This window comes from Sphingomonas sp. (genome assembly GCF_050725575.1).
Classification (GTDB): domain Bacteria; phylum Pseudomonadota; class Alphaproteobacteria; order Sphingomonadales; family Sphingomonadaceae; genus Sphingomonas.
The window spans coordinates 18,693-36,636 of record NZ_JBOHHW010000035.1 but is presented as its reverse complement, the minus strand read 5'-3'; the positions used below and the strand labels follow the sequence as shown (position 1 = coordinate 36,636).

At 62.5% G+C, this 17,944-nt stretch carries 22 protein-coding genes; 10 read left to right on the top strand and 12 right to left on the bottom strand.

Going from position 1 to position 17,944, the window contains the following annotated elements; genetic code table 11:
* The first annotated feature begins 70 nt into the window (after window positions 1-70).
* From ACRECS_RS19685 to ACRECS_RS19670, 4 genes are all read left to right on the top strand, one after another.
* Window positions 71-844: a MotA/TolQ/ExbB proton channel family protein gene (locus ACRECS_RS19685; RefSeq protein WP_431584645.1), complete on the top strand. Its 774-nt coding sequence runs from the start codon at window positions 71-73 to the stop codon at window positions 842-844.
* A gap of 125 nt (window positions 845-969) precedes the next feature.
* On the top strand, window positions 970-1,455 hold the full coding sequence (locus ACRECS_RS19680) for an ExbD/TolR family protein (RefSeq protein WP_431584644.1): 486 nt from the start codon (window positions 970-972) through the stop codon (window positions 1,453-1,455).
* 28 nt (window positions 1,456-1,483) lie between these two features.
* On the top strand, window positions 1,484-1,912 hold the full coding sequence (locus tag ACRECS_RS19675) for an ExbD/TolR family protein (protein ID WP_431584643.1): 429 nt from the start codon (window positions 1,484-1,486) through the stop codon (window positions 1,910-1,912).
* A 162-nt stretch (window positions 1,913-2,074) separates the two neighbouring features.
* Entirely contained in the window at window positions 2,075-2,434 is a 360-nt protein-coding gene (locus ACRECS_RS19670; RefSeq protein WP_431584642.1) for a tetratricopeptide repeat protein, read from the top strand.
* Window positions 2,435-2,960: 526 nt separating this feature from the next.
* Here ACRECS_RS19670 and dcd read toward each other — a convergent pair.
* On the bottom strand, window positions 2,961-3,515 hold the full coding sequence (dcd, locus tag ACRECS_RS19665; RefSeq protein ID WP_431584641.1) for a dCTP deaminase: 555 nt from the start codon (window positions 3,513-3,515) through the stop codon (window positions 2,961-2,963).
* A 123-nt stretch (window positions 3,516-3,638) separates the two neighbouring features.
* Here dcd and ACRECS_RS19660 point away from each other — a divergent pair, with 123 nt between their 5' ends.
* Entirely contained in the window at window positions 3,639-3,914 is a 276-nt protein-coding gene (locus tag ACRECS_RS19660) for a metal/formaldehyde-sensitive transcriptional repressor (RefSeq protein ID WP_431584640.1), read from the top strand.
* Window positions 3,915-3,924: 10 nt separating this feature from the next.
* Window positions 3,925-4,920, top strand: a complete 996-nt coding sequence (gene dmeF, locus ACRECS_RS19655) for a CDF family Co(II)/Ni(II) efflux transporter DmeF (RefSeq protein ID WP_431584639.1) — start codon at window positions 3,925-3,927, stop codon at window positions 4,918-4,920.
* Window positions 4,921-4,951: 31 nt separating this feature from the next.
* Here the strand turns inward: dmeF and ACRECS_RS19650 are convergent, their stop codons facing one another.
* Genes ACRECS_RS19650 through ACRECS_RS19640 form a run of 3 tightly spaced genes read right to left on the bottom strand, consistent with a single transcriptional unit; the run spans window position 4,952 to window position 6,581 of the window.
* On the bottom strand, window positions 4,952-5,398 hold the full coding sequence (locus ACRECS_RS19650) for a cytidine deaminase (RefSeq protein ID WP_431584638.1): 447 nt from the start codon (window positions 5,396-5,398) through the stop codon (window positions 4,952-4,954).
* Between the two features lie 2 nt (window positions 5,399-5,400).
* On the bottom strand, window positions 5,401-6,096 hold the full coding sequence (locus tag ACRECS_RS19645; protein WP_431584637.1) for a glycoside hydrolase family 25 protein: 696 nt from the start codon (window positions 6,094-6,096) through the stop codon (window positions 5,401-5,403).
* A 2-nt stretch (window positions 6,097-6,098) separates the two neighbouring features.
* A complete protein-coding gene (locus tag ACRECS_RS19640) occupies window positions 6,099-6,581 on the bottom strand; it encodes a UPF0262 family protein (RefSeq protein ID WP_431584636.1) in 483 nt (160 codons plus the stop codon).
* A gap of 140 nt (window positions 6,582-6,721) precedes the next feature.
* On the opposite strand from ACRECS_RS19640, the gene ACRECS_RS19635 reads away from it, so the two are divergent.
* Window positions 6,722-8,221 carry a replicative DNA helicase gene (locus tag ACRECS_RS19635; protein ID WP_431584663.1) on the top strand — a complete coding sequence of 500 codons (1,500 nt, stop codon included), beginning with the start codon at window positions 6,722-6,724 and terminating at the stop codon, window positions 8,219-8,221.
* A gap of 15 nt (window positions 8,222-8,236) precedes the next feature.
* Here the strand turns inward: ACRECS_RS19635 and ACRECS_RS19630 are convergent, their stop codons facing one another.
* The 6 genes from ACRECS_RS19630 to ACRECS_RS19605 all read right to left on the bottom strand — a co-directional run bounded on the left by ACRECS_RS19630 (window position 8,237) and on the right by ACRECS_RS19605 (window position 12,905).
* Complete coding sequence (locus ACRECS_RS19630; RefSeq protein ID WP_431584635.1) at window positions 8,237-8,992, bottom strand: phosphoadenylyl-sulfate reductase; 756 nt, start codon at window positions 8,990-8,992, stop codon at window positions 8,237-8,239.
* Window positions 8,985-9,440 carry a DUF934 domain-containing protein gene (locus ACRECS_RS19625; protein WP_431584634.1) on the bottom strand — a complete coding sequence of 152 codons (456 nt, stop codon included), beginning with the start codon at window positions 9,438-9,440 and terminating at the stop codon, window positions 8,985-8,987. Before ACRECS_RS19625 ends, ACRECS_RS19630 begins: the two co-directional genes overlap by 8 nt.
* Window positions 9,433-11,064, bottom strand: a complete 1,632-nt coding sequence (locus tag ACRECS_RS19620) for a nitrite/sulfite reductase (protein ID WP_431584633.1) — start codon at window positions 11,062-11,064, stop codon at window positions 9,433-9,435. Before ACRECS_RS19620 ends, ACRECS_RS19625 begins: the two co-directional genes overlap by 8 nt.
* Before the next feature lies 1 nt (window position 11,065).
* Entirely contained in the window at window positions 11,066-11,362 is a 297-nt protein-coding gene (locus ACRECS_RS19615; RefSeq protein WP_431584632.1) for a DUF2849 domain-containing protein, read from the bottom strand.
* Window positions 11,359-12,150, bottom strand: a complete 792-nt coding sequence (cobA, locus tag ACRECS_RS19610) for a uroporphyrinogen-III C-methyltransferase (RefSeq protein ID WP_431584631.1) — start codon at window positions 12,148-12,150, stop codon at window positions 11,359-11,361. Before cobA ends, ACRECS_RS19615 begins: the two co-directional genes overlap by 4 nt.
* Window positions 12,151-12,245: 95 nt before the next feature.
* Window positions 12,246-12,905, bottom strand: a complete 660-nt coding sequence (locus ACRECS_RS19605; RefSeq protein WP_431584630.1) for a peptidylprolyl isomerase — start codon at window positions 12,903-12,905, stop codon at window positions 12,246-12,248.
* 902 nt (window positions 12,906-13,807) lie between these two features.
* Between ACRECS_RS19605 and ACRECS_RS19600 the strand changes: the two genes are divergently transcribed.
* Entirely contained in the window at window positions 13,808-14,119 is a 312-nt protein-coding gene (locus ACRECS_RS19600; protein ID WP_431584629.1) for a hypothetical protein, read from the top strand.
* A gap of 388 nt (window positions 14,120-14,507) precedes the next feature.
* Here ACRECS_RS19600 and ACRECS_RS19595 read toward each other — a convergent pair whose 3' ends face one another.
* Together ACRECS_RS19595 and ACRECS_RS19590 are read right to left on the bottom strand one after the other, a co-directional pair.
* Window positions 14,508-16,055, bottom strand: a complete 1,548-nt coding sequence (locus ACRECS_RS19595; RefSeq protein ID WP_431584628.1) for a hypothetical protein — start codon at window positions 16,053-16,055, stop codon at window positions 14,508-14,510.
* 25 nt (window positions 16,056-16,080) lie between these two features.
* Complete coding sequence (locus ACRECS_RS19590) at window positions 16,081-16,239, bottom strand: hypothetical protein (RefSeq protein ID WP_431584627.1); 159 nt, start codon at window positions 16,237-16,239, stop codon at window positions 16,081-16,083.
* A 317-nt stretch (window positions 16,240-16,556) separates the two neighbouring features.
* On the opposite strand from ACRECS_RS19590, the gene ACRECS_RS19585 reads away from it, so the two are divergent.
* Complete coding sequence (locus tag ACRECS_RS19585; protein WP_431584626.1) at window positions 16,557-16,982, top strand: hypothetical protein; 426 nt, start codon at window positions 16,557-16,559, stop codon at window positions 16,980-16,982.
* On the top strand, window positions 16,966-17,934 hold the full coding sequence (locus ACRECS_RS19580; RefSeq protein WP_431584625.1) for a sterol desaturase family protein: 969 nt from the start codon (window positions 16,966-16,968) through the stop codon (window positions 17,932-17,934). The genes ACRECS_RS19585 and ACRECS_RS19580 overlap by 17 nt, the downstream gene beginning before the upstream one ends.
* The last annotated feature ends 10 nt before the right edge of the window (window positions 17,935-17,944 follow it).

The following is a 17,944-nucleotide window of genomic DNA, read 5'->3' as shown; positions in this document are numbered from 1 at the left end:
GACGCCCCCGGTGACCCGGGGGCGTCGATCCAGTTTCAAGATTTTGACTGATTGAGAGGGAAGTACCGCAATGTTGATCACCATTCTTGCCGCAGGTGCGGCACCCGCCCCAGGAAACAACCCGTACGGCTTCTGGGAAGCGCTCCAGCAGGGCGGCATCATCGCCTGGTCGGTGTTTTCGATCCTGGCGTTCATGTCGATCGTGTCGTTCTACATTCTGTTCACCAAGCTGTTCGAGCAGCAGAAGATCATCAACCAGGCGCGTCGCGTTCGCGCCAACTTCTGGAGCTCGAACTCGCTGCGCGAAGGCGCCGCCAAGCTTGAGAAGAACTCGGCCTACCGCCAGATCGTCGACGACGGCCTGCAGGCACAGGACCAGCACGCGCAGCTGACCGATCCGGTCGAGGCGCATGACTGGCTGCACGGTTCGCTGGCGCGTTCGGAAGCCTCGATCAACTCGAAGCTGGGTGGCGGTCTCGCCTTCCTCGCGACGGTCGGCGCGACGTCGCCGTTCATCGGCCTGTTCGGTACGGTTATCGGCATCTACCGCGCACTGATCAAGATCGGTGCGGCTGGTCAGGCATCGATCGACGCCGTCGCCGGTCCGGTTGGTGAAGCACTGATCATGACCGCGCTCGGCCTTGCCGTGGCGGTTCCGGCCGTGCTCGCCTACAACTTCCTGCAGCGCCGCAACAAGTCGATCGCAGAAGACCTCAGCGCCTTCTCGAACGACGTGCTCGGCTTCCTCGCATCGAATGGTGCGGTTCGCCCCGTCACCACGTCGCGCAAGGCAGCCGCTCCTGCCAAGCCGGCTGCTGCAACCACGGCCGCTCCGGCGCGCTGAGAATGACGGATCGGGGCCGCTTCGTGCGGCCCCGGACCTTTGCAGCTGCTTCAGGGTGGCTGCTAAAAGCAAGCCTCGCCGGGAACGATCCGGTGACGGGATTGAATGGATAGGGATAGCCCTCAATGGCAATGAGTGTTGGCGGCGACAAAGCCGCCGAAAAGCCGATGTCGGACATCAACACGACCCCGCTGGTGGACGTGATGCTCGTGCTGCTGATCATCTTCCTGATCGCGATTCCGGTCGCGATTCAGGCGATCAAGCTCAAGCTGCCCGATGTGCGGTACGATCCGACGACGACCAAGCCGGAGAATGTGTCTCTGTCGATCACGACCGACAAGGATGGCCGGTGCGCCGTATACTGGAACCTGTCGCGAGTGACGCATCAGGAACTGCTTGATCGCGCGGTCGCCAAGCTGAAGACTGAGATCGAGCGCCAGGGTGGCGTCGGTAACCCCGACCTCGAGCTTCCCGAAGCACATATCCGCGGCGACGTGAATGTCCCGTATCAGTGCATCGGCGGCGCGATCTACACGATGCAGATGGCAGGCTTCGCAAAGGTCGGCTTCATTTCGGAACCGCCGGCGGGTGGCAACATCCAGCGCCTGTGACGGTCGCGAGATTCAGGAGTAATATAGCATGGCAATGAGCGGCGGTTCCGACGACGGTGAACCGATGATGGAAATGAACACGACGCCGTTGATCGACGTCATGCTCGTGCTCCTCATCATGTTCATCATCACGATCCCGATCCAGACTCACGCGGTGAAGGTCGACCTTCCCGTCAACGATCCGAACTCGGTGACTCAGCCGATCGACCCTGAAAAGAACAAGGTCACGATTGATCCGGCGGGTATCGTCGCCTGGAACGGAACTCCGGTCGACACCGTCACGCTCCAGCAATATCTGGAGACGACGAAGACGATCAACCCGGAGCCGGAGCTCCACTTCCAGCCCGACCCGCAGGCACGCTATGCCAAGGTCGACGAGGTTCTGGCGGTGGTCAAGCGTTCGGGTGTGAGCAAGCTCGGTTTCATCGGCAACGAGCAATATCGCAACGATTTCTGATCTCGCATCAGCATCGCGATACGGAACAGGGCGGCCTTCGGGTCGCCCTTTTTCGTTTCGGGATCTCTCGACACGACTCTTGTGAATGTTTCACTAAAGTGACATACAGATGTCATAAAAATGAAACCATTCCGAAATGGAAGTGTCACGAGGAGAGTCATGATGCGCATTATATCCTACGCGCTTGTCGCGGCCGCTGCATTCGCCTCACCAGCTGTCGCTCAGGGGGGCGATGCGGATCGCAATGGATCGGCTGAGATCATCCGCGGCGACTATGTCGCCGCCGAGCAGACGCTGGTCGACCAGCGTCGCCTGTTTCCCGACCATGCCGATCTGACGCTTAACCTAGCGGCGGTCTATCAGCACGCCGGTCGCGTGAGCGAGGCGCGCACGCTGTATCGCGACGTCCTGCGTCGCCCTGACGAGGAGGTCAATCTGGCCAATCAGCGGACATTCTCAGCGCATCAACTGGCGACAATCGCGCTCGAGCGCCTGGAGCGCTCGCAGATCACAGCGCGCTGATCTCGGCGCTATCTCGCTCAGCGAGAGCGCACGACGGCTGGACTATTGAGCCTTATCAGGTGCGTGAATAGCACCTGAGGTCAGGCGCGCGGCCTTTGCGCCCGGAGCGCGGCGGCACTCTCGTTTTTCCCGACAATAAGAATGAGCGCGCCGGTGCAAATCCAGCAGGGATGGTGTGCCCGATGCTGTGCGGTGGTTGAATCGTCGCCGGCACAGGGCTGAGAAGACTTGTCTTCGGCAGCCCACGCCCCGGGCCGCGCGGAAGATATGCTACACCGGTAGTGTCCCATATCTCCCGCCACTGTCTCGATCGGGTTACGATATAATATCGTTATATATCAGTTAATTATCTTGATATGGCTGACAGCGGTGGCACTCGGCGCCGTGCGCGCAGATAGCTTGGAGCATCGAGCGTTACCGATCGCCGATGAGGCTCCCGCGCCAGATGTCCTTCAATACCGGGTTTCGATACGGCTTTGCCCAGGCGATTTCGCTCAGCATGAAGGGGGAGTCTACGCCTGGCGTCCTAGATCTTGGGTAGCGTCACACCGCGCTGGCCCATATATTTGCCCGCGCGATCGGCATAGCTCGTCTCGCATGGCTCATTGCCTTGCAGGAAAAGGAATTGGCACGCGCCCTCATTGGCGTAGATTTTCGCGGGCAGCGGCGTGGTGTTGGAAAACTCCAGCGTGACATGCCCCTCCCAGCCGGGTTCAAGCGGCGTCACATTCACGATGATCCCGCAGCGCGCATAAGTCGATTTGCCAAGGCAGATGACCAGCACGTCGCGCGGCACCCGGAAATATTCCACCGTCCGCGCGAGCGCGAAGCTGTTGGGCGGGATGATGCAGACATCGGTCTGCCGGTCGACGAAGCTGTTTGCCGCGAAATCCTTCGGATCGACAATGACGCTGTCGATATTGGTGAAGATCTTGAACTCGTCCGAGACGCGCGCATCATAGCCATAGGAGGACAGGCCGTAGGAAATACATCCATCGCGTTTCTGGCCATCGACGAACGGCTCGATCATTCCATTGCTGAGGGCCTGTTCGCGAATCCAGCGGTCCGACAGAATCGACATACTTCTACTCTCCTGATGGCCAAGCTTTCGCGGGAATGGACTGCGCGGGCAAGGGGGAACGGGCGGGAGAGAACAAGGTGGCGCTATTGTTGAGGAAGGGATATTAGGGTAGGGGGGTATCCTATGGCTCACCTCACCAAAGACAATGAGGCGCTGACCAACCGCGTCAAGCGCATTTCCGGACAGGTCGATGCAATCGATCGCGCCCTTGCCAGTTCGGCAAGCTGTGCCAGTATCCTGCATCTCGTCGCCGCCACGCGCGGTGCAATCAACGGGCTGATGGAGGAAATCATCGACGCCTATCTGCGCGAACATGTCGCGGGCCCGGATCTGTCCGATACGGCCCGTGCCGAAGGTGCCGACGAGCTCCTTGCCGCCATTCGACGCTACGCGAAATAAGGGCGGCACCATGTCAAAGCTCGACAGCTCGATGCGCTGCCACGCCCCGGTGCCGCTCGCGGCCAGCCACTACCGCAATGCACGGCGCACCTTGTGGGTGGTGATACTGACCGCCGTGATGATGGTCGGCGAGATCGTCGCGGGCTATATCACGGGCTCGATGGCGCTGCTTGCCGATGGGTTTCACATGGCGACGCATGCTGGCGCGCTGGGCGTTACCGCCGCCGCCTATGCCTATGCCAAGCATCACGCCGAAAGCGGCCGCTACAGCTTCGGCACCGGTAAGGTCGGCGACCTCGCCGGCTTCACATCGGCGCTGATCCTCGGCCTGGTGGCGATCGGCATCGGTGTCGAATCGGTCGTTCGACTGGTACATCCGGAAAAAGTCGACTTCGGCGACGCAACGTTCGTTGCCGTGCTCGGCCTGATCGTCAACATCGTCAGCGCGATATTGCTGTCGGGCGATCATAGTCATGGACCGGCTGGCGATCATGGCCATGGTCACGCCCATGCCGATGATCATACAGGTCATGATCACGCGCCGGGCCATGATCACCACCATCACGGGCATCATCACGCCCATGGCCACGATAATAATATGCGCTCGGCCTATATCCATGTTCTTGCCGATGCGCTGACCTCGGTCCTGGCGATCGGTGCGCTGCTGGCGGGGCGGTATCTCGGCTGGGTATGGCTTGATCCGGCGATGGGCGTGGTCGGTGCGCTGGTCATCGCGCACTGGTCGCGCGGGTTATTGCGCGACACGGCGGGAATCCTGCTCGATCGTAACGACGCGCAGCTCGCTGGCCGTTTGAGCAGCGCGATTGAGGGGGCGGGCGACGTCACCATCACCGATCTGCATGTCTGGTCCATCGGCGCCGGCTGCCACGCAGCGATCGTTACGGTGACCTCGACGCCGATACTTTCCGCCGATGTGATCCGTGCCCGGGCGGCGGGCATAAAGGGTATCCGGCATCTGACGATCGAGTGCGCTGGCCGCAGGTGACCCGTTGCGGTTCGCGCCGGAACGGGCCTTCTTACTGAAGGTCACGCGGTCCGAAGGCGTGCGGCAGCAACTCGGACAGTAAATGCCGTTCGACGGCATCTCCCTCGGCCGCGCCGCACCAGACGACGACATCGCGGTCACCGACCTGCGCTGCCTCGTTGATGACCTGACGGCAGCGTCCGCACGGCCCCACCGGGGTCAGGCCGCGCGCGATCCCGGCCGCGTCCATCGCGCCGCCAATCACGCCGATCGCGAGCACATCGCCCAGGCGCCCCGCGCTGCTGACCGTCGCCAGCGCCACGGTTTCCGCGCACAGCGACAGGCCATAGCTGGCATTCTCGAAATTGGCGCCGGTCACGACGCTGCCGTCGGTCAGCAGCACCGCGGCGCCGACGCCGAAGCGCGAATAGGGTGCATAGGCCTTGCGTGCCGCCTCGCGCGCGGCGTTGATTAAGCGATCGCGTATCTCGTCAGTCAATATCATGGCGCCACCACGTTCCAATGGATTGGTCCCTCGATGCCGTCGATGCGCCGCATGTCGCTTGCCTGCCACATGCGCCAGGGCCGGTCGGCATAATTGGGCGGGAAGAAGTTCTGCATCGCCCAGACCGGGCGTGGGATGGCGCTGGACAAGCGGTAGGTCACTTCGACCTGCTGCGACAGCTTGAGCAATATCGGCGTACCGGTATGCGATTCAACCATGGTGATGAAGCGCTTGACCTCACTGATCACCACGTCGCGCTCGGGCCGCGCCAGACAGTCCTCCGAAAAATCCATATAGAGAGCAGCGGGCAGGGCGTCGCTGGCGCGCGGCACGGTGGTGTTGAAATTATTCGCCTGGTCCGCGGCCAGGCGGCAGAAAGACCAGACATGGATCGCGCCGCGACGGATGCCGCTGGCATAGGTGTCGGTCCAGTTCTGCGCAAAGCGCTGGTCCCGTCCGTCCGCGCCCATCGTTGCGCGCAAATAGCCGAAATCGGCGCCGCTCGCCATCACGCTGGGCCAGAGGATCGGCCCTTGCGCCTCACTCACGTCGACACCCTGGAACGTATAGCTGCTGTCGGAGGGACGCCAGCTGATCGCAAAGGTCCAGACGATGATCCCGCTCAGCCCGAGGACGATCACTGCCGCACCGGTACGGCCGATCCGCCGACCCAAAAGGCGCAGACTCACCATCGTCAGCCCTTGATGTGCAGAACGCAGATCAGCGTGAACAGCCGCCGGGCGGTGTCGAAATCGATCTCGATCTTGCCCTCCAGCCGTTCCTTGAGCAGTTCGGCCGCCTCGTTATGGATGCCGCGCCGTGCCATATCCACCGTCTCGATCTGGTTCGGCGTCGCGTTGCGGATCGCCTGATAATAGCTGTCGCAGATTGCGAAATAATCCTTGATCGGCCGCCGGAAGCGCCCGAGCCCGAGGATATAGGTTTCGAGATGCGTGTCGTCCTCGCGATTGATCGCGATCGCCAGCCGCCCTTCCTCGACCGCCAGTTCGATCTTGTAGGGGCCGGCATAATCGTCGGGATAGGCGCGCTGCGGCGCGAAATGATTGCCCTCGATCAGGTCGAAGATCGCGATGCGGCGCTCCTGCTCGATATCCGCGGATCGCCACAGAATGGTGCGTTCGTCGAGGGTGACGGCAATGATGCGCGGATCGGACATTGTGACTGCCCTATCGAGGAAGGGCGCAGGGGACAATGCGCCCGATCGATCGGCGCGACTGATCGCACCGTCCCCGTAATCCACAGCCGCTTTGTCACAAGCCGCTTGAGAGACGGGATGAGGGGACTATGACGTCCGATATGGCCACCATTGTTCCTCTGCCCACGACACCCGAATCGACGTCCCTTCCCCAGAATGTCGAGGCCGAAGCGGCGATGCTCGGCGCGATGATGATCGACAACCGGCTTGCCGACGACCTGATCGACCGGCTTGAGCCCGAGCATTTCTTCGAACCGCTGCACGGCCGCATCTTCGCCGCGATCCGCTCGGCGCGCGGTGCCGATATGCTGGCGACGCCGGTGACGCTGCGGCCGATGTTCGAGGCCGATGAGGGGATGAAGCAGCTCGGCGGGCCGGGCTATCTCGCGCAGCTGACCGGCAGCGGCGCGGGATTGATCGGCGCGCGGCAATTCGCGCAGCAAATCTATGACCTTGCCATGTTGCGTACGCTGGTGACGGTCGGGCGTGGGCTGGTCGAGCGCGCGCTCGATACCTCGGAGGAGGTCAATCCGCGCGGCCAGATCGAACTGGCCGAAGAGGAATTGTTCAAGGTCGCGGCCGAAGGCGGCAGCGAAAGCCAGATCAAGAGTTTCGCCCAGGCGACCACAGCGGCGGTCAAGATGGCGCAGCGTGCGCTCAATTCGGGCGGCAACGTTTCGGGCGTCACCACCGGGCTCGACACCGTCAATGCCAAGATCGGCGGCATGCATCATTCGGATCTGATGATCCTCGCCGGCCGTCCCGGTATGGGCAAGACCTCGCTGGCGACCAACATCGCGTTCAATGCCGCACGTCGTTACATGCGCGACCGTGAGGACGGGCTGACCCATGCCGAATCGATTGGCGCCAAGGTCGCCTTTTTCAGCCTGGAAATGTCGGCCGATCAGCTGGCGACGCGTATCCTGGCCGAACAGTCGCGGATCAGCTCCGAATCGCTGCGCATGGGCAAGATCAGCCGGACCGAGTTTAACCAGCTCGCCGCTGCCGCCGCCGATCTTGAGAATCTGCCGCTGTTCATCGACGACACCGCCGGCCTGACCATCGCCGCGCTGCACACGCGGATGCGCCGGCTGCAGCGGCGGCACAATAACGAGATCGGCCTGGTGGTGATCGATTACCTGCAATTGCTGACCGGATCGGCCAAGGCATCGGGCGACGGGCGCGTTCAGGAAATCTCCGAGATCAGCCGTGGCCTCAAGACGCTGGCCAAGGACATGAACGTACCGGTGCTCGCGCTGTCCCAGCTCAGCCGCGCGGTCGAGCAGCGCGAGGACAAACGGCCGCAGCTGTCCGACCTTCGCGAATCCGGGTCGATCGAGCAGGACGCCGACATGGTGTGGTTCGTGTACCGCGAGGATTATTACCTGGCGATGCGCGAGCCGGAGCATCCCAGCTCGACCAGCTCAGCCGAAGTGCACGAGAAACACTCCAAATGGTCGCTCGCCTATCAGGATGCGGCGGGCCTGGCCGAGCTGATCATCGGCAAGTCGCGTCACGGCGCGACCGGCAAGATCACGCTGCGCTTCGAACCCGAGATCACGCGGTTCAGCGACTACATTGGCGAGACCTATTCGAACTGAAGCAGCGGGTCGGCGCTAGAAGACCGGCTCTTCGCCCGGCTTCTCGGCGACGTGAATGCCGCATTCGACCTTTTCCCAGCCGCGCCATCTGCCCGCGCGGGGATCTTCGCCGGGCTGGACCTTGCTGGTGCAGGGCGCGCAGCCGATCGACGGGTAGCCCTCGGCCTCGAGCGGGTGATGCGGCAGCTGATGCTCGTCGAAATAGGCGTTGAGCGCGGTCTTGTCCCAGTCCGCCAGCGGATTGAGCTTGAGCCGGCCCTCATCCTCCTCGAAGCGCGGCATGGCGAGGCGGGTACCGGCCTGGAAGCCCTTGCGGCCCGAGATCCACGCGTCAAACGGTGCCAGCGCGCGGCGCAGCGGTTCGACCTTGCGCAGGTCGCAGCAGCCATCGGGGTCGTAGGACCAGCGCAGCCCGGTCTTGTCCTTCGCCGCGAGCAGCCGCGGATCGGGACGGAAGACACGCAGATCGGTAAAGCCGAGCTGCTCGGACAGCGCGTCACGATAGGCGAGTGTCTCGCCGAAGATCTTCTGCGTATTGACGAAGATCACCGGGATATCACGGTCGATGCTGGCGATCAGGTGGAGCAGCACCGCGCTTTCGGCGCCGAACGACGAGACCGCCGCGACGCGGCCGAGCAGTTCGCCGGTCAGCAATTCCTCGAGCATCGCGCGCGTCGGGACGCCGGCGAAGCGGGCGTTCATCGCCGCCGCATCCGTCTTGGTGAAGGGCGTCACGTCGATCAGGTCGAGCTTGCGTGCGGCTTCACCCATGCCGCAGCTTCCACACTGGTACCGCGCCATCGGCGGCGGTCTGGTAGAATTGCTTGTAGCGCGCGAGTGAGGCCTGCGCGGTCGCTTCATCGATCTCGGCCTCGGGCGCGAAGCTGTCGAAGCCGCAGCGGCGCATATAGAGCAATTGATCGACCAGCACGTCGCCCTGCGCGCGCAGTTCGCCGGTATAGCCGGCCTCGCGCAGGATGCGCGCAGCCGAATAGCCGCGCCCGTCGCGGAACGACGGGAAGCTGATTTCGACCAGCCCGATCTGGCCGAGATGCGGGATCAGCGCGCGGGCGTCATCGCCCGCCTCGATCCGCACCGCGGTGGCGTTGGTCTGGCCGAGGAACGCCTCGAGCGTCACGGCGGGCTCGTCATGCGCGGCGTCGTCGCGGAAGCGGAGTAACCCGCCGGCGTCGGCCGGCAAATTCGACACATCACCCATAAAGCGCCTCCTTGAACGGATCGAGGCCGACGCGGCGGTAGGTGTCGAGGAAGCGTTCGCCATCTTCACGCACCCCGAGATAGACATTAGTCACTTTCTCGACCGCATCGACGATGCCGTCCTCATCAAAGCCGGGGCCAGTGATGCGCGCCAGGCTCGCATCCTCCGCGCCCGAGCCGCCGAGCAGCAGCTGGTAATTCTCGGTGCCCTTCTTGTCGACGCCGAGAATGCCGATGTGACCGGCATGGTGATGGCCGCAGGCATTGATGCAGCCGCTGATCTTGAGCTTCAATTCGCCCAGTTCGCGCTGCCGCCCGAGATCGGAGAAGCGCTCCGCGATCTTCTGTGCGATCGGGATCGAGCGGGCATTGGCAAGGCTGCAATAATCGAGGCCGGGGCAGGCGATGATGTCGCTGATCAGGTCGAGATTGGCGGGCGCGAGGCCGGCCGCGTCGAGCGCCTGCCACACGGTATAGAGATCGGCGGTGCGGACATGCGGCAACACGATGTTCTGCGCATGCGTCACGCGCAGCTCGTCGAACGAATAGCGTTCGGCGAGATCGGCCATCAGATCGATCTGGTCGGCGCTGGCGTCGCCCGGAATGCCGCCGGTCGGCTTCAGGCTGATATTGACGATCGCATAGCCCGGCTGCTTGTGCGGCTTGACGTTCTGGTCGAGCCACACCGCGAAGTCGGGATCGCTGCGGTCGGCCACGGCGCCGTCATCGGGGCCGAAGGCGGGCGCCGCGAAGAACGCGCTGATGCGGTCGAATTCGGCCTGGGGCGGATCGATGCCGAGCGCCTTGACCAGAGCGAACTCTTCCTCGACCTGGCGGCGATATTCGTCGGCGCCGAGTTCGTGGATCAGGATCTTGATCCGCGCCTTGTAGATATTGTCGCGCCGGCCGTAGCGGTTGTAGACGCGCAGGCACGCCTCGACATAGCTGAGCAGGTCGGCGGCGGTGATGAAGTCCTTGATTTCCGGCGCGACCATCGGCGTGCGGCCCATGCCGCCGCCGACGAAGATGCGCCCGCCAAGCTCACCATCTCGTTCGACCAGCTGGATGCCGATATCGTGCAGCCGCATGGCCGCGCGATCCTCGTCCGCCGCAATCACCGCGATCTTGAACTTGCGTGGCAGGTAGCTGAATTCGGGGTGGAAGGTGCTCCATTGGCGCAGCAATTCGGCCCAGACGCGCGGATCGGCGACCTCATCGGCTGCGGCGCCAGCGTACTGGTCGGACGAGATGTTGCGGATGCAATTGCCGCTGGTCTGGATCGCATGCATCTCGACCGTGGCGAGATCGGCAAGGATGTCGGGCGCGTCCTCCAGCTTGATCCAGTTATACTGGATGTTCTGGCGCGTGGTGAAATGGCCGTAACCGCGATCATATTTGCGCGCGATGGTGCCGAGCATACGCATCTGGCGTCCATCGAGCGTGCCATAGGGCACCGCGACGCGCAGCATATAGGCGTGAAGCTGCAGATACAGGCCGTTCATCAGCCGCAGCGGCTTGAACTGATCCTCAGTGATCTGGCCGGCGAGGCGGCGCTTCACCTGGTCGCGGAATTCCTCGACCCGGGCATCGACGATCGCCTGATCGTAAGTGTCGTACTTGTACATCTCAGATTACCCAGTTTCCCGCCGCCGGATCGGCGGGCTTCAGTGTCAGATCGGGCCGTACCGTCGGGCCGAGCGCGCGGACGCGGTCCTTGATATGCGCGGGGCGCGGCCCCTCAGGCGTAGCGGTCGCATCGATCACATAAGCGGCGTTGACGCGGCGCGCGCCTTCCTCGGCACGGGCGATGCTCTCGCCCTGATCGGTGACGTCGGCGGCATCCTCGACATGGCGCGACCAGCTCTCACCGGTCCACCAGATCACATCGCCGGTCGGCAAATCGTTTCCGGTCAGCAGTTTCATGCAAAGCTTCCTTCGGCGACGCGCGCCCAGCGGCCCAGTTTATCTTCCGCGTCGGACAGTTCGACGACCTCGCCGACGACGATGATCGCCGGACTTGCGACCTTCTCGCGCTCGACCATCGAACCGAGATCGGCGAGCAGGGTGCGGATCGCGCGGCTGCCTTTCAGGGTGCCGCGTTCGAGCACTGCGACCGGCATCTCCGGCGCGACGCCGTCACGCATCAGCTTGTCGGCGATGTCGGCGGCGGTCGCGACGCCCATATAGATCACCAGAGTGCGGCCCTTGCCGGCAAGACCCGACCAGTCCTGCTCGGTCAGGCCTTTGCACTGGCCGGCGACGAAGCTGACCGCGCTCGAATGATCGCGGTGGGTAAGCGGGAGCATCGCTTCCGCCGCGCAGCCAAGTGCTGCCGAGACGCCGGGGATGACCTCGACCGGCAGGCCTGCGGCACGTACTGCCTCGACCTCCTCGCCGCCGCGGCCGAAAATGAACGGGTCGCCCCCCTTCAGCCGCACGACGATCGCGCCGGTCTTCACATGCGCGACGATCAGCGCATTGATCGCTTCCTGCGGCAAGGTGTGGCGCGCGCGCTGCTTGGCGACCGAAATGCGCTGCACCTGGGCCGGGGCAATGTCGAGGACGCGCGGATCGATCAGGCCGTCATGCACGACGATGTCGGCGGATTTCAGCGCCTCGACCGCACGCACAGTGAGCAGACCCGGGTCGCCCGGACCGGCACCGACAAGGATGACGCGCCCGCGCGCGGAAGGATCGAGGAGACTAGCCATCGTTGTCAGATGGTCGCATGCGGCGCGGGAGGCAACCGACGCTTGCTTTGGGCCGGGGTAGGGAAACTTTTGCGCCACCGGCCTGTATCGCGCGCCTATTTCTTGCGGTCGACCAGCCAGGGCTTGACCAACCCCGTTGGCCTGGCCGGACCGTCGAGCCGCCGCGCATTGATCACCTTGATCGGCTTGAGCAGCATCTGGCCGCGCATGCTGCCCCCGGTCGGCTGGGCGAGAATGCGCTTCACCGTGTCCATCCCGCCGACGACATGGCCGAACGCGGCATAGCCGGGGAAATCGCCCTTGGCGTCGAAGCTCGGCAGCGCGCCGACCGTGATGAAGAAATTGCCGCCGGCCGAATTGGGTTCGGTACGCCGCGCCATCGAGATGGTGCCGTCGACATGGTGCAGGCCGGTTTGGTCGGTGCGCTCATGCTTGAACGGCGGCAGGATGCGGCGCGCATCGGTGCGGATGCCGCCCTGGATAAAGCCATATTGCTGCGCATTGCGGCTGCGCGCCGAGCGATAGATCACCGCGCCGTCGAAGCGCCCGTCATCGACATAGGACAGGAAGTTTGCACTGGTCACCGGCGCGCGGCGCGTGTCGAGCGCGAGGATGATCGGCCCGTCGGCGGTGACCATGCGCACGCGCACGATGCCGGCACCTGGGCCGGGGGGTTTTTTGGCAGGCCTGGCGATGGTCGGGCCGGTCAGGGTGAGGGCGGTAAGAGCGAGGAGGAGACGGGGGATCGGGCGCATTGGCGGGTTCATAAGCGAAGACGGCGCGTCGCCCAAGTCTTTGGAGCGCGGTTTCGGGACAGGATGCCCGGTGAGGTCGATATGTCATTATCCGGAGGCGACGGGTGGCGCTGTTCGGGTGATTGGGCGCCCCCTGTTTTCCCCTGTTTTTCTGCGATAAAAAACTCACCCCTGTTAAGTTGGATTCTCGATCCGAAATACGCGCTGTTTTTCCGTATGTTAGCGGTTCCCACCGCTGTTATCATAACAGCGGTGGAACAGGGGTCGCGATGCGCGAATAACAGGGGTCACGACGATAGGAACAGGGGTGAGGAATGCCCCTGATAACGTGCGACCATGAGAAAGAGCGGGCGGGTGCGATGCGGCATCGCGTCCGGCACCGCATTGGCACGACCGAGCCGGTCGGTTGAATCGCGGGCCCTTGGCGATGCATCCAATATGGCGGCAATTTACATGCTTAGCTGGATTTTCAGCTTGTGAACTGAGGGCAGGAGGCATCTACTCCGAGCGGGGCTACCGAATCGCGCGGGCGCGGACCTTTGGCAGTGGAACAGATAATAACGCGCATTGCCAAGGCTTTGCGTGCGCGGAGGCGATTGCAGAAAACCCTTACTTGCATTGTTGGATTTCAAATGTTCTTTATTTGTTCGAATTGATGCGCATCGGAACCTGACGGTACGTTGGTAAACTGTGTCACAGCACTGCGATGTCCGATGGGGTGGAGCTGCGCTTTTGGCGGCTATGGACCATCACAGGATATGATAGACCGAGCCGAGGTCACAAAGTATCGGCTATCGCAGCCGAATCCATATTTGCGATCGCAAAATCAAGAGACCGAGACTTGCAAGGAATTTCGGGATGCCGCCAATGCTGCAAGGTTGGTTGTTCCTCTGCGGGTCAGTATGGACAAGACTTGGAATAATCCGGTTGCTTTGGACTTCTACAAGGGCATGTATGACTCCGACAGGTTTGACGGCAAGGTTGTGCGTCAGGTCGGTACTGCGGGCAGTGCTCTAAACTTCAGCGCAGGCTTTCGTACGCAGCTATTAGGCAAATCTAACCCTTTGCCTTGGATTATCGGCGGTATAAGTTTCGTAGGTGGACGGGCCGGTTCCTACTTTGAGGCGAAAGCTCAGGGTTACATTGACGGCATCAATGCGCGTCTTAAAGAAATGAGGGCTGAGAGTGATGGGACATGTCCAAAATACAAATAGATGATTATTGGAGTTAGTTATGATAGAGAAATTGCCCGTATTGTGGCTAATTTTGATAATTATTTTTATAATGGGGTTGTCATTTTTTCTGACATTTAACCGGGATACTTTATCAAATGATGTATCTATATTTGGTGTTTTCTCTATAATGGGATTCATTATTTACGGATTATATTATTTAATTAAGAATTATAAGAATAAATGATTTTAATGTAATGTGGTGCCGAAAATTGGGAACGGACGAAGATATCGTGGTTACCGCTGCTAAGAAGATTGGGTAGTGTGTGCAGCCAATCAGTCGGTCTGAGATCAATTAGGTATTGCGATGACAGTTTACTCAATCTCCAAATGGGCCTCAATCGGTTGATGGTAAGACCATCGGAACTACTCATTCATCAAAAAAACAACACGCCGTCAGCACCAGAAACAGCAACCCAAACTCCTCGGAAGGCAGCGCTTGGATATCCCCGCCAAGCGCCGCCAGCACCCGGTCGCGGTCGATAAACGCCGGATCCAGCACCGGCGACCGCGACAGCATCGCCCGCAGATAATCGCGGTTCTCCGCAATCCCCCGCACCGCGACTTCGCGAAAACTCTCCTTCACATAATCCCGCTCGAACACCGGATCGCCGAGCCGCGCGGTCAAGGTCCGGCGCAGCAGCATGCGGTCGCGGCGATACTCCCAGGGGAGGCTGGCGATGAAGCGCGCCAGGATCGGGTTGATATAAGGATGGACCGGCCAGATCCCCTGACGCAGCAGGCGTTGCGAGCGGCCGGCGGCGGAGAGCCAGCTGGTATCGGCCAATAGGCCTTGCGGGCCCGGCGCATCCCCTTGCCGGGCAAGATCCCGGCCGCGCGCGGTGAGAAAGGGATGGGCGTCCAGCCTGTCCTCGCCATCGCCGGCGGGCTCCTCGCCGCTATAGACCGCGTAGAGCTCGTCGCCGCCAAAGCCGCTGGTCAGCGTGTCGATACCGGCGCGGGCGAGCAGGTCGAAAAAAGCCTCGAAAATCTCCGGATAGCTTTCGTCCTGCGGCCAGACGCCGAAGCGGTCGCGGCGTGCGCTATGCGGTCCGAAGGGCGGGAAGCGGTTCGCCGGCAGCACGACATCCTCGAACCCGCCATGCCGGCACAGCAATTCGCGCCGCCCGCGTTGCGCGTCGCCCATCGCGCCGTCGAACTGCGCGCCATAGCTGAGCACGCCGGGCCCGAGCAGGTCGGCGGCGGCAAGCGCCACCAGCGCGGAATCCATGCCGCCGCTGAGCTCGATCGCGGTCCGCCGCGGATCGATGTCGCGTGCGGCGATCAGCGCCTTCACCGTGTCGAACAACAGGTCCTCGGCGGAGGCCTGTTCGAACAGGCTTTGCGCCCCCGGCATGGCAGCCGGTGGCGGCAAATGGGTTTCGATCGTGTCGCCGCGTGCCGTCAGTGTCGCGCCGGCAACCGAGCGGTACAGGCCCGCGACCATGGTCCGCGACGTATAGGATACCATGCCGGCGAGCTGTGCCATGGCGGCAGGCCAGTCGATCGTCGCCTCGGTGCCGCGCAGCAGCCGGGTGCAGTCCCAGTCGATCGCCACACAGTCGGCATCGCTGCGCAGATAGACGGGCGCCGTGTGCACTTGCGACGCCTCATAGGATATCGTGCCGCCGGCCCGGTCGATGGTCAGGATTGCCCAGTCGAGCAGGTGCGAGCGGACCGCGTTGAGCCTGCCGGCGCCCTCCGGCTCGCTGTCGGGGCGGACATGCTCGATGCCGTGCGGGTCACTGCGGAACCGTTCCAGGCAGATGATGGCCAGCGTTGCGTCGGTTTCGATCACCAGCGCGCGCAGCAGTCGGTGCGCGAAGGGAATGACGCGCGAGCCACCTAAAACAACGCTCCCGTCGATGATCTCGACGGGAGCGCGCAGGTCGGAAAAATGGATCTCGGCCGTCAGCACGGGCGATCGGCCAGCATCGCGGGGGTCAGCCCTCGGTGCCGCGTCCGGTGGTGAAGACCACGTCATAAGGCGCATAGGGAGTCTTGCGCGCCACTGTATTGCTTTCCTTCACCGGCCCATGGGTGATTGCCTTGTCCAGTGCTTCCAGTTGATTCTGCAAGATTTTCGAGTCGACCGTCTGCATTGTCTCTCTCCTGGTTAGATGGGGTGAGGCTATGGTTCGGCTGAGCCATGGACAACGTATGTTAGCTCCACTCCGGTAGCATCACGACGAACCGGCCAGCCGGCGCGGCGAACCGCGATTTGTCCGGCGATCGGGCTCCGTTGCTCGCTCCATCCGCCAGATGTGGACGCTCATCCGTGCATTGCGCCGGGAGATGGTAGCGGTTGCTATCGAAATCATCGGCTGGCAGAATGCTGAACCAAGGGTGGAACCGGCCGCAGAGTCGGGAGCATCCTGACAAACCAATTGCCGAGTTGAGGCGGCGTTGAGAGGGTGGGATGAACTGGCTGGTGTTCGCGGGGTCGTTGGCCGCCGTTCTGGCGATGACGCTGGTCGCGCGCCTGCTTGGCCTGGGCGCCGCGCCGCGCATTGCCGATGCCGATCATGCCCGCCGGCTCGCGGATGAGGCCTGGTGCGGGTTTCGCGCGACGGCGGTCGCGGTCGATCGTGACGGGCGCGCCGCGCTGCTGCGTAATGCCGCGAACCGGCACATGGTGATCCGCGCGCATGGCAATCATTTCGTCTCGCGCTTCATCGATCCGCCTTTCCACGCCTCGCTCGACCGGCAATCGCTGACCGTATCACTGGGCGAAGCCATGTTCGGCACGGTCACGCTCGATCTTGGCGATGAGGCGACGGCCTGGGCGACGGAACTGGTCAGCACCGGCCAAACAGGAGGGAGACGCGATGCCCAATCTGCCTAACCCGATCAGCTATGCCATCCCGGTGTTCGTGTTGATGGTCATGCTCGACATGGTCCTGGCGCGCTTTCGCGATCGCTCGCGTTATCATGTGAAGGACACGCTGACCTCGCTGCTGCTCGGGCTGGGCAGCACCGTTGCCGGCGTGATCACCGGCGGTGCGGTGGTGGTGATGGGGCTCGCGCTGCAGCGCTATGCGCCGTTCCAGATCCCTTACACCTGGTGGGCCTGGCTGCTCGCCTTCATCCTCTATGATTTGTGCTTCTATGTCGCACACCGGGCGTCGCACCGGATCCGCTGGATGTGGGCGAGCCATGTCATCCATCATTCGAGCCAGCATTATAATCTGTCGACCGCGCTGCGGCAGACCTGGACCAATTTCATCAGCCTCGGCTTCATCTTCTTTCTGCCGCTGTTCCTGCTCGGTTTCCCGATTCCGATGCTGGTGTTCGTCGGCGCGCTCAACACAATCTACCAGTTCTGGATTCACACCGAGACGATCGGGCGCTTGCCGCGCTGGGTTGAGGCCGTGATGAACACGCCATCGCACCACCGCGTCCATCATGCGACCAATCCGCGCTATCTCGACAAGAATTATGCCGGCGTGTTCATCGTCTGGGACAAGATGTTCGGCACGTTCGAGCCCGAGCTGGACGCGGACCGGCCGCGTTATGGCATTGTCAGGAATCTCGGTAGCTTCAACCTGCTTTGGGCCGCATTCCATGAATGGATCGGCATCGCCAAGGATGTGTGGCGCACGCCGGGGTGGACGAACAAGCTGGGCTATATGGTCGCGCCGCCAGGCTGGAGCCATGACGGATCGCGCGAGACGAGCGAGACGATCAAGGCGCGGTGGCGGGCGCAGACCGGTGAGACGGAGGTGGGAAGCGGTGCGGCCGTTGACGAAGACTCAAGAGGTGACGCGGTTATCGGGCCCGGAGCGACATTGGTTTGAGTGAAATTGC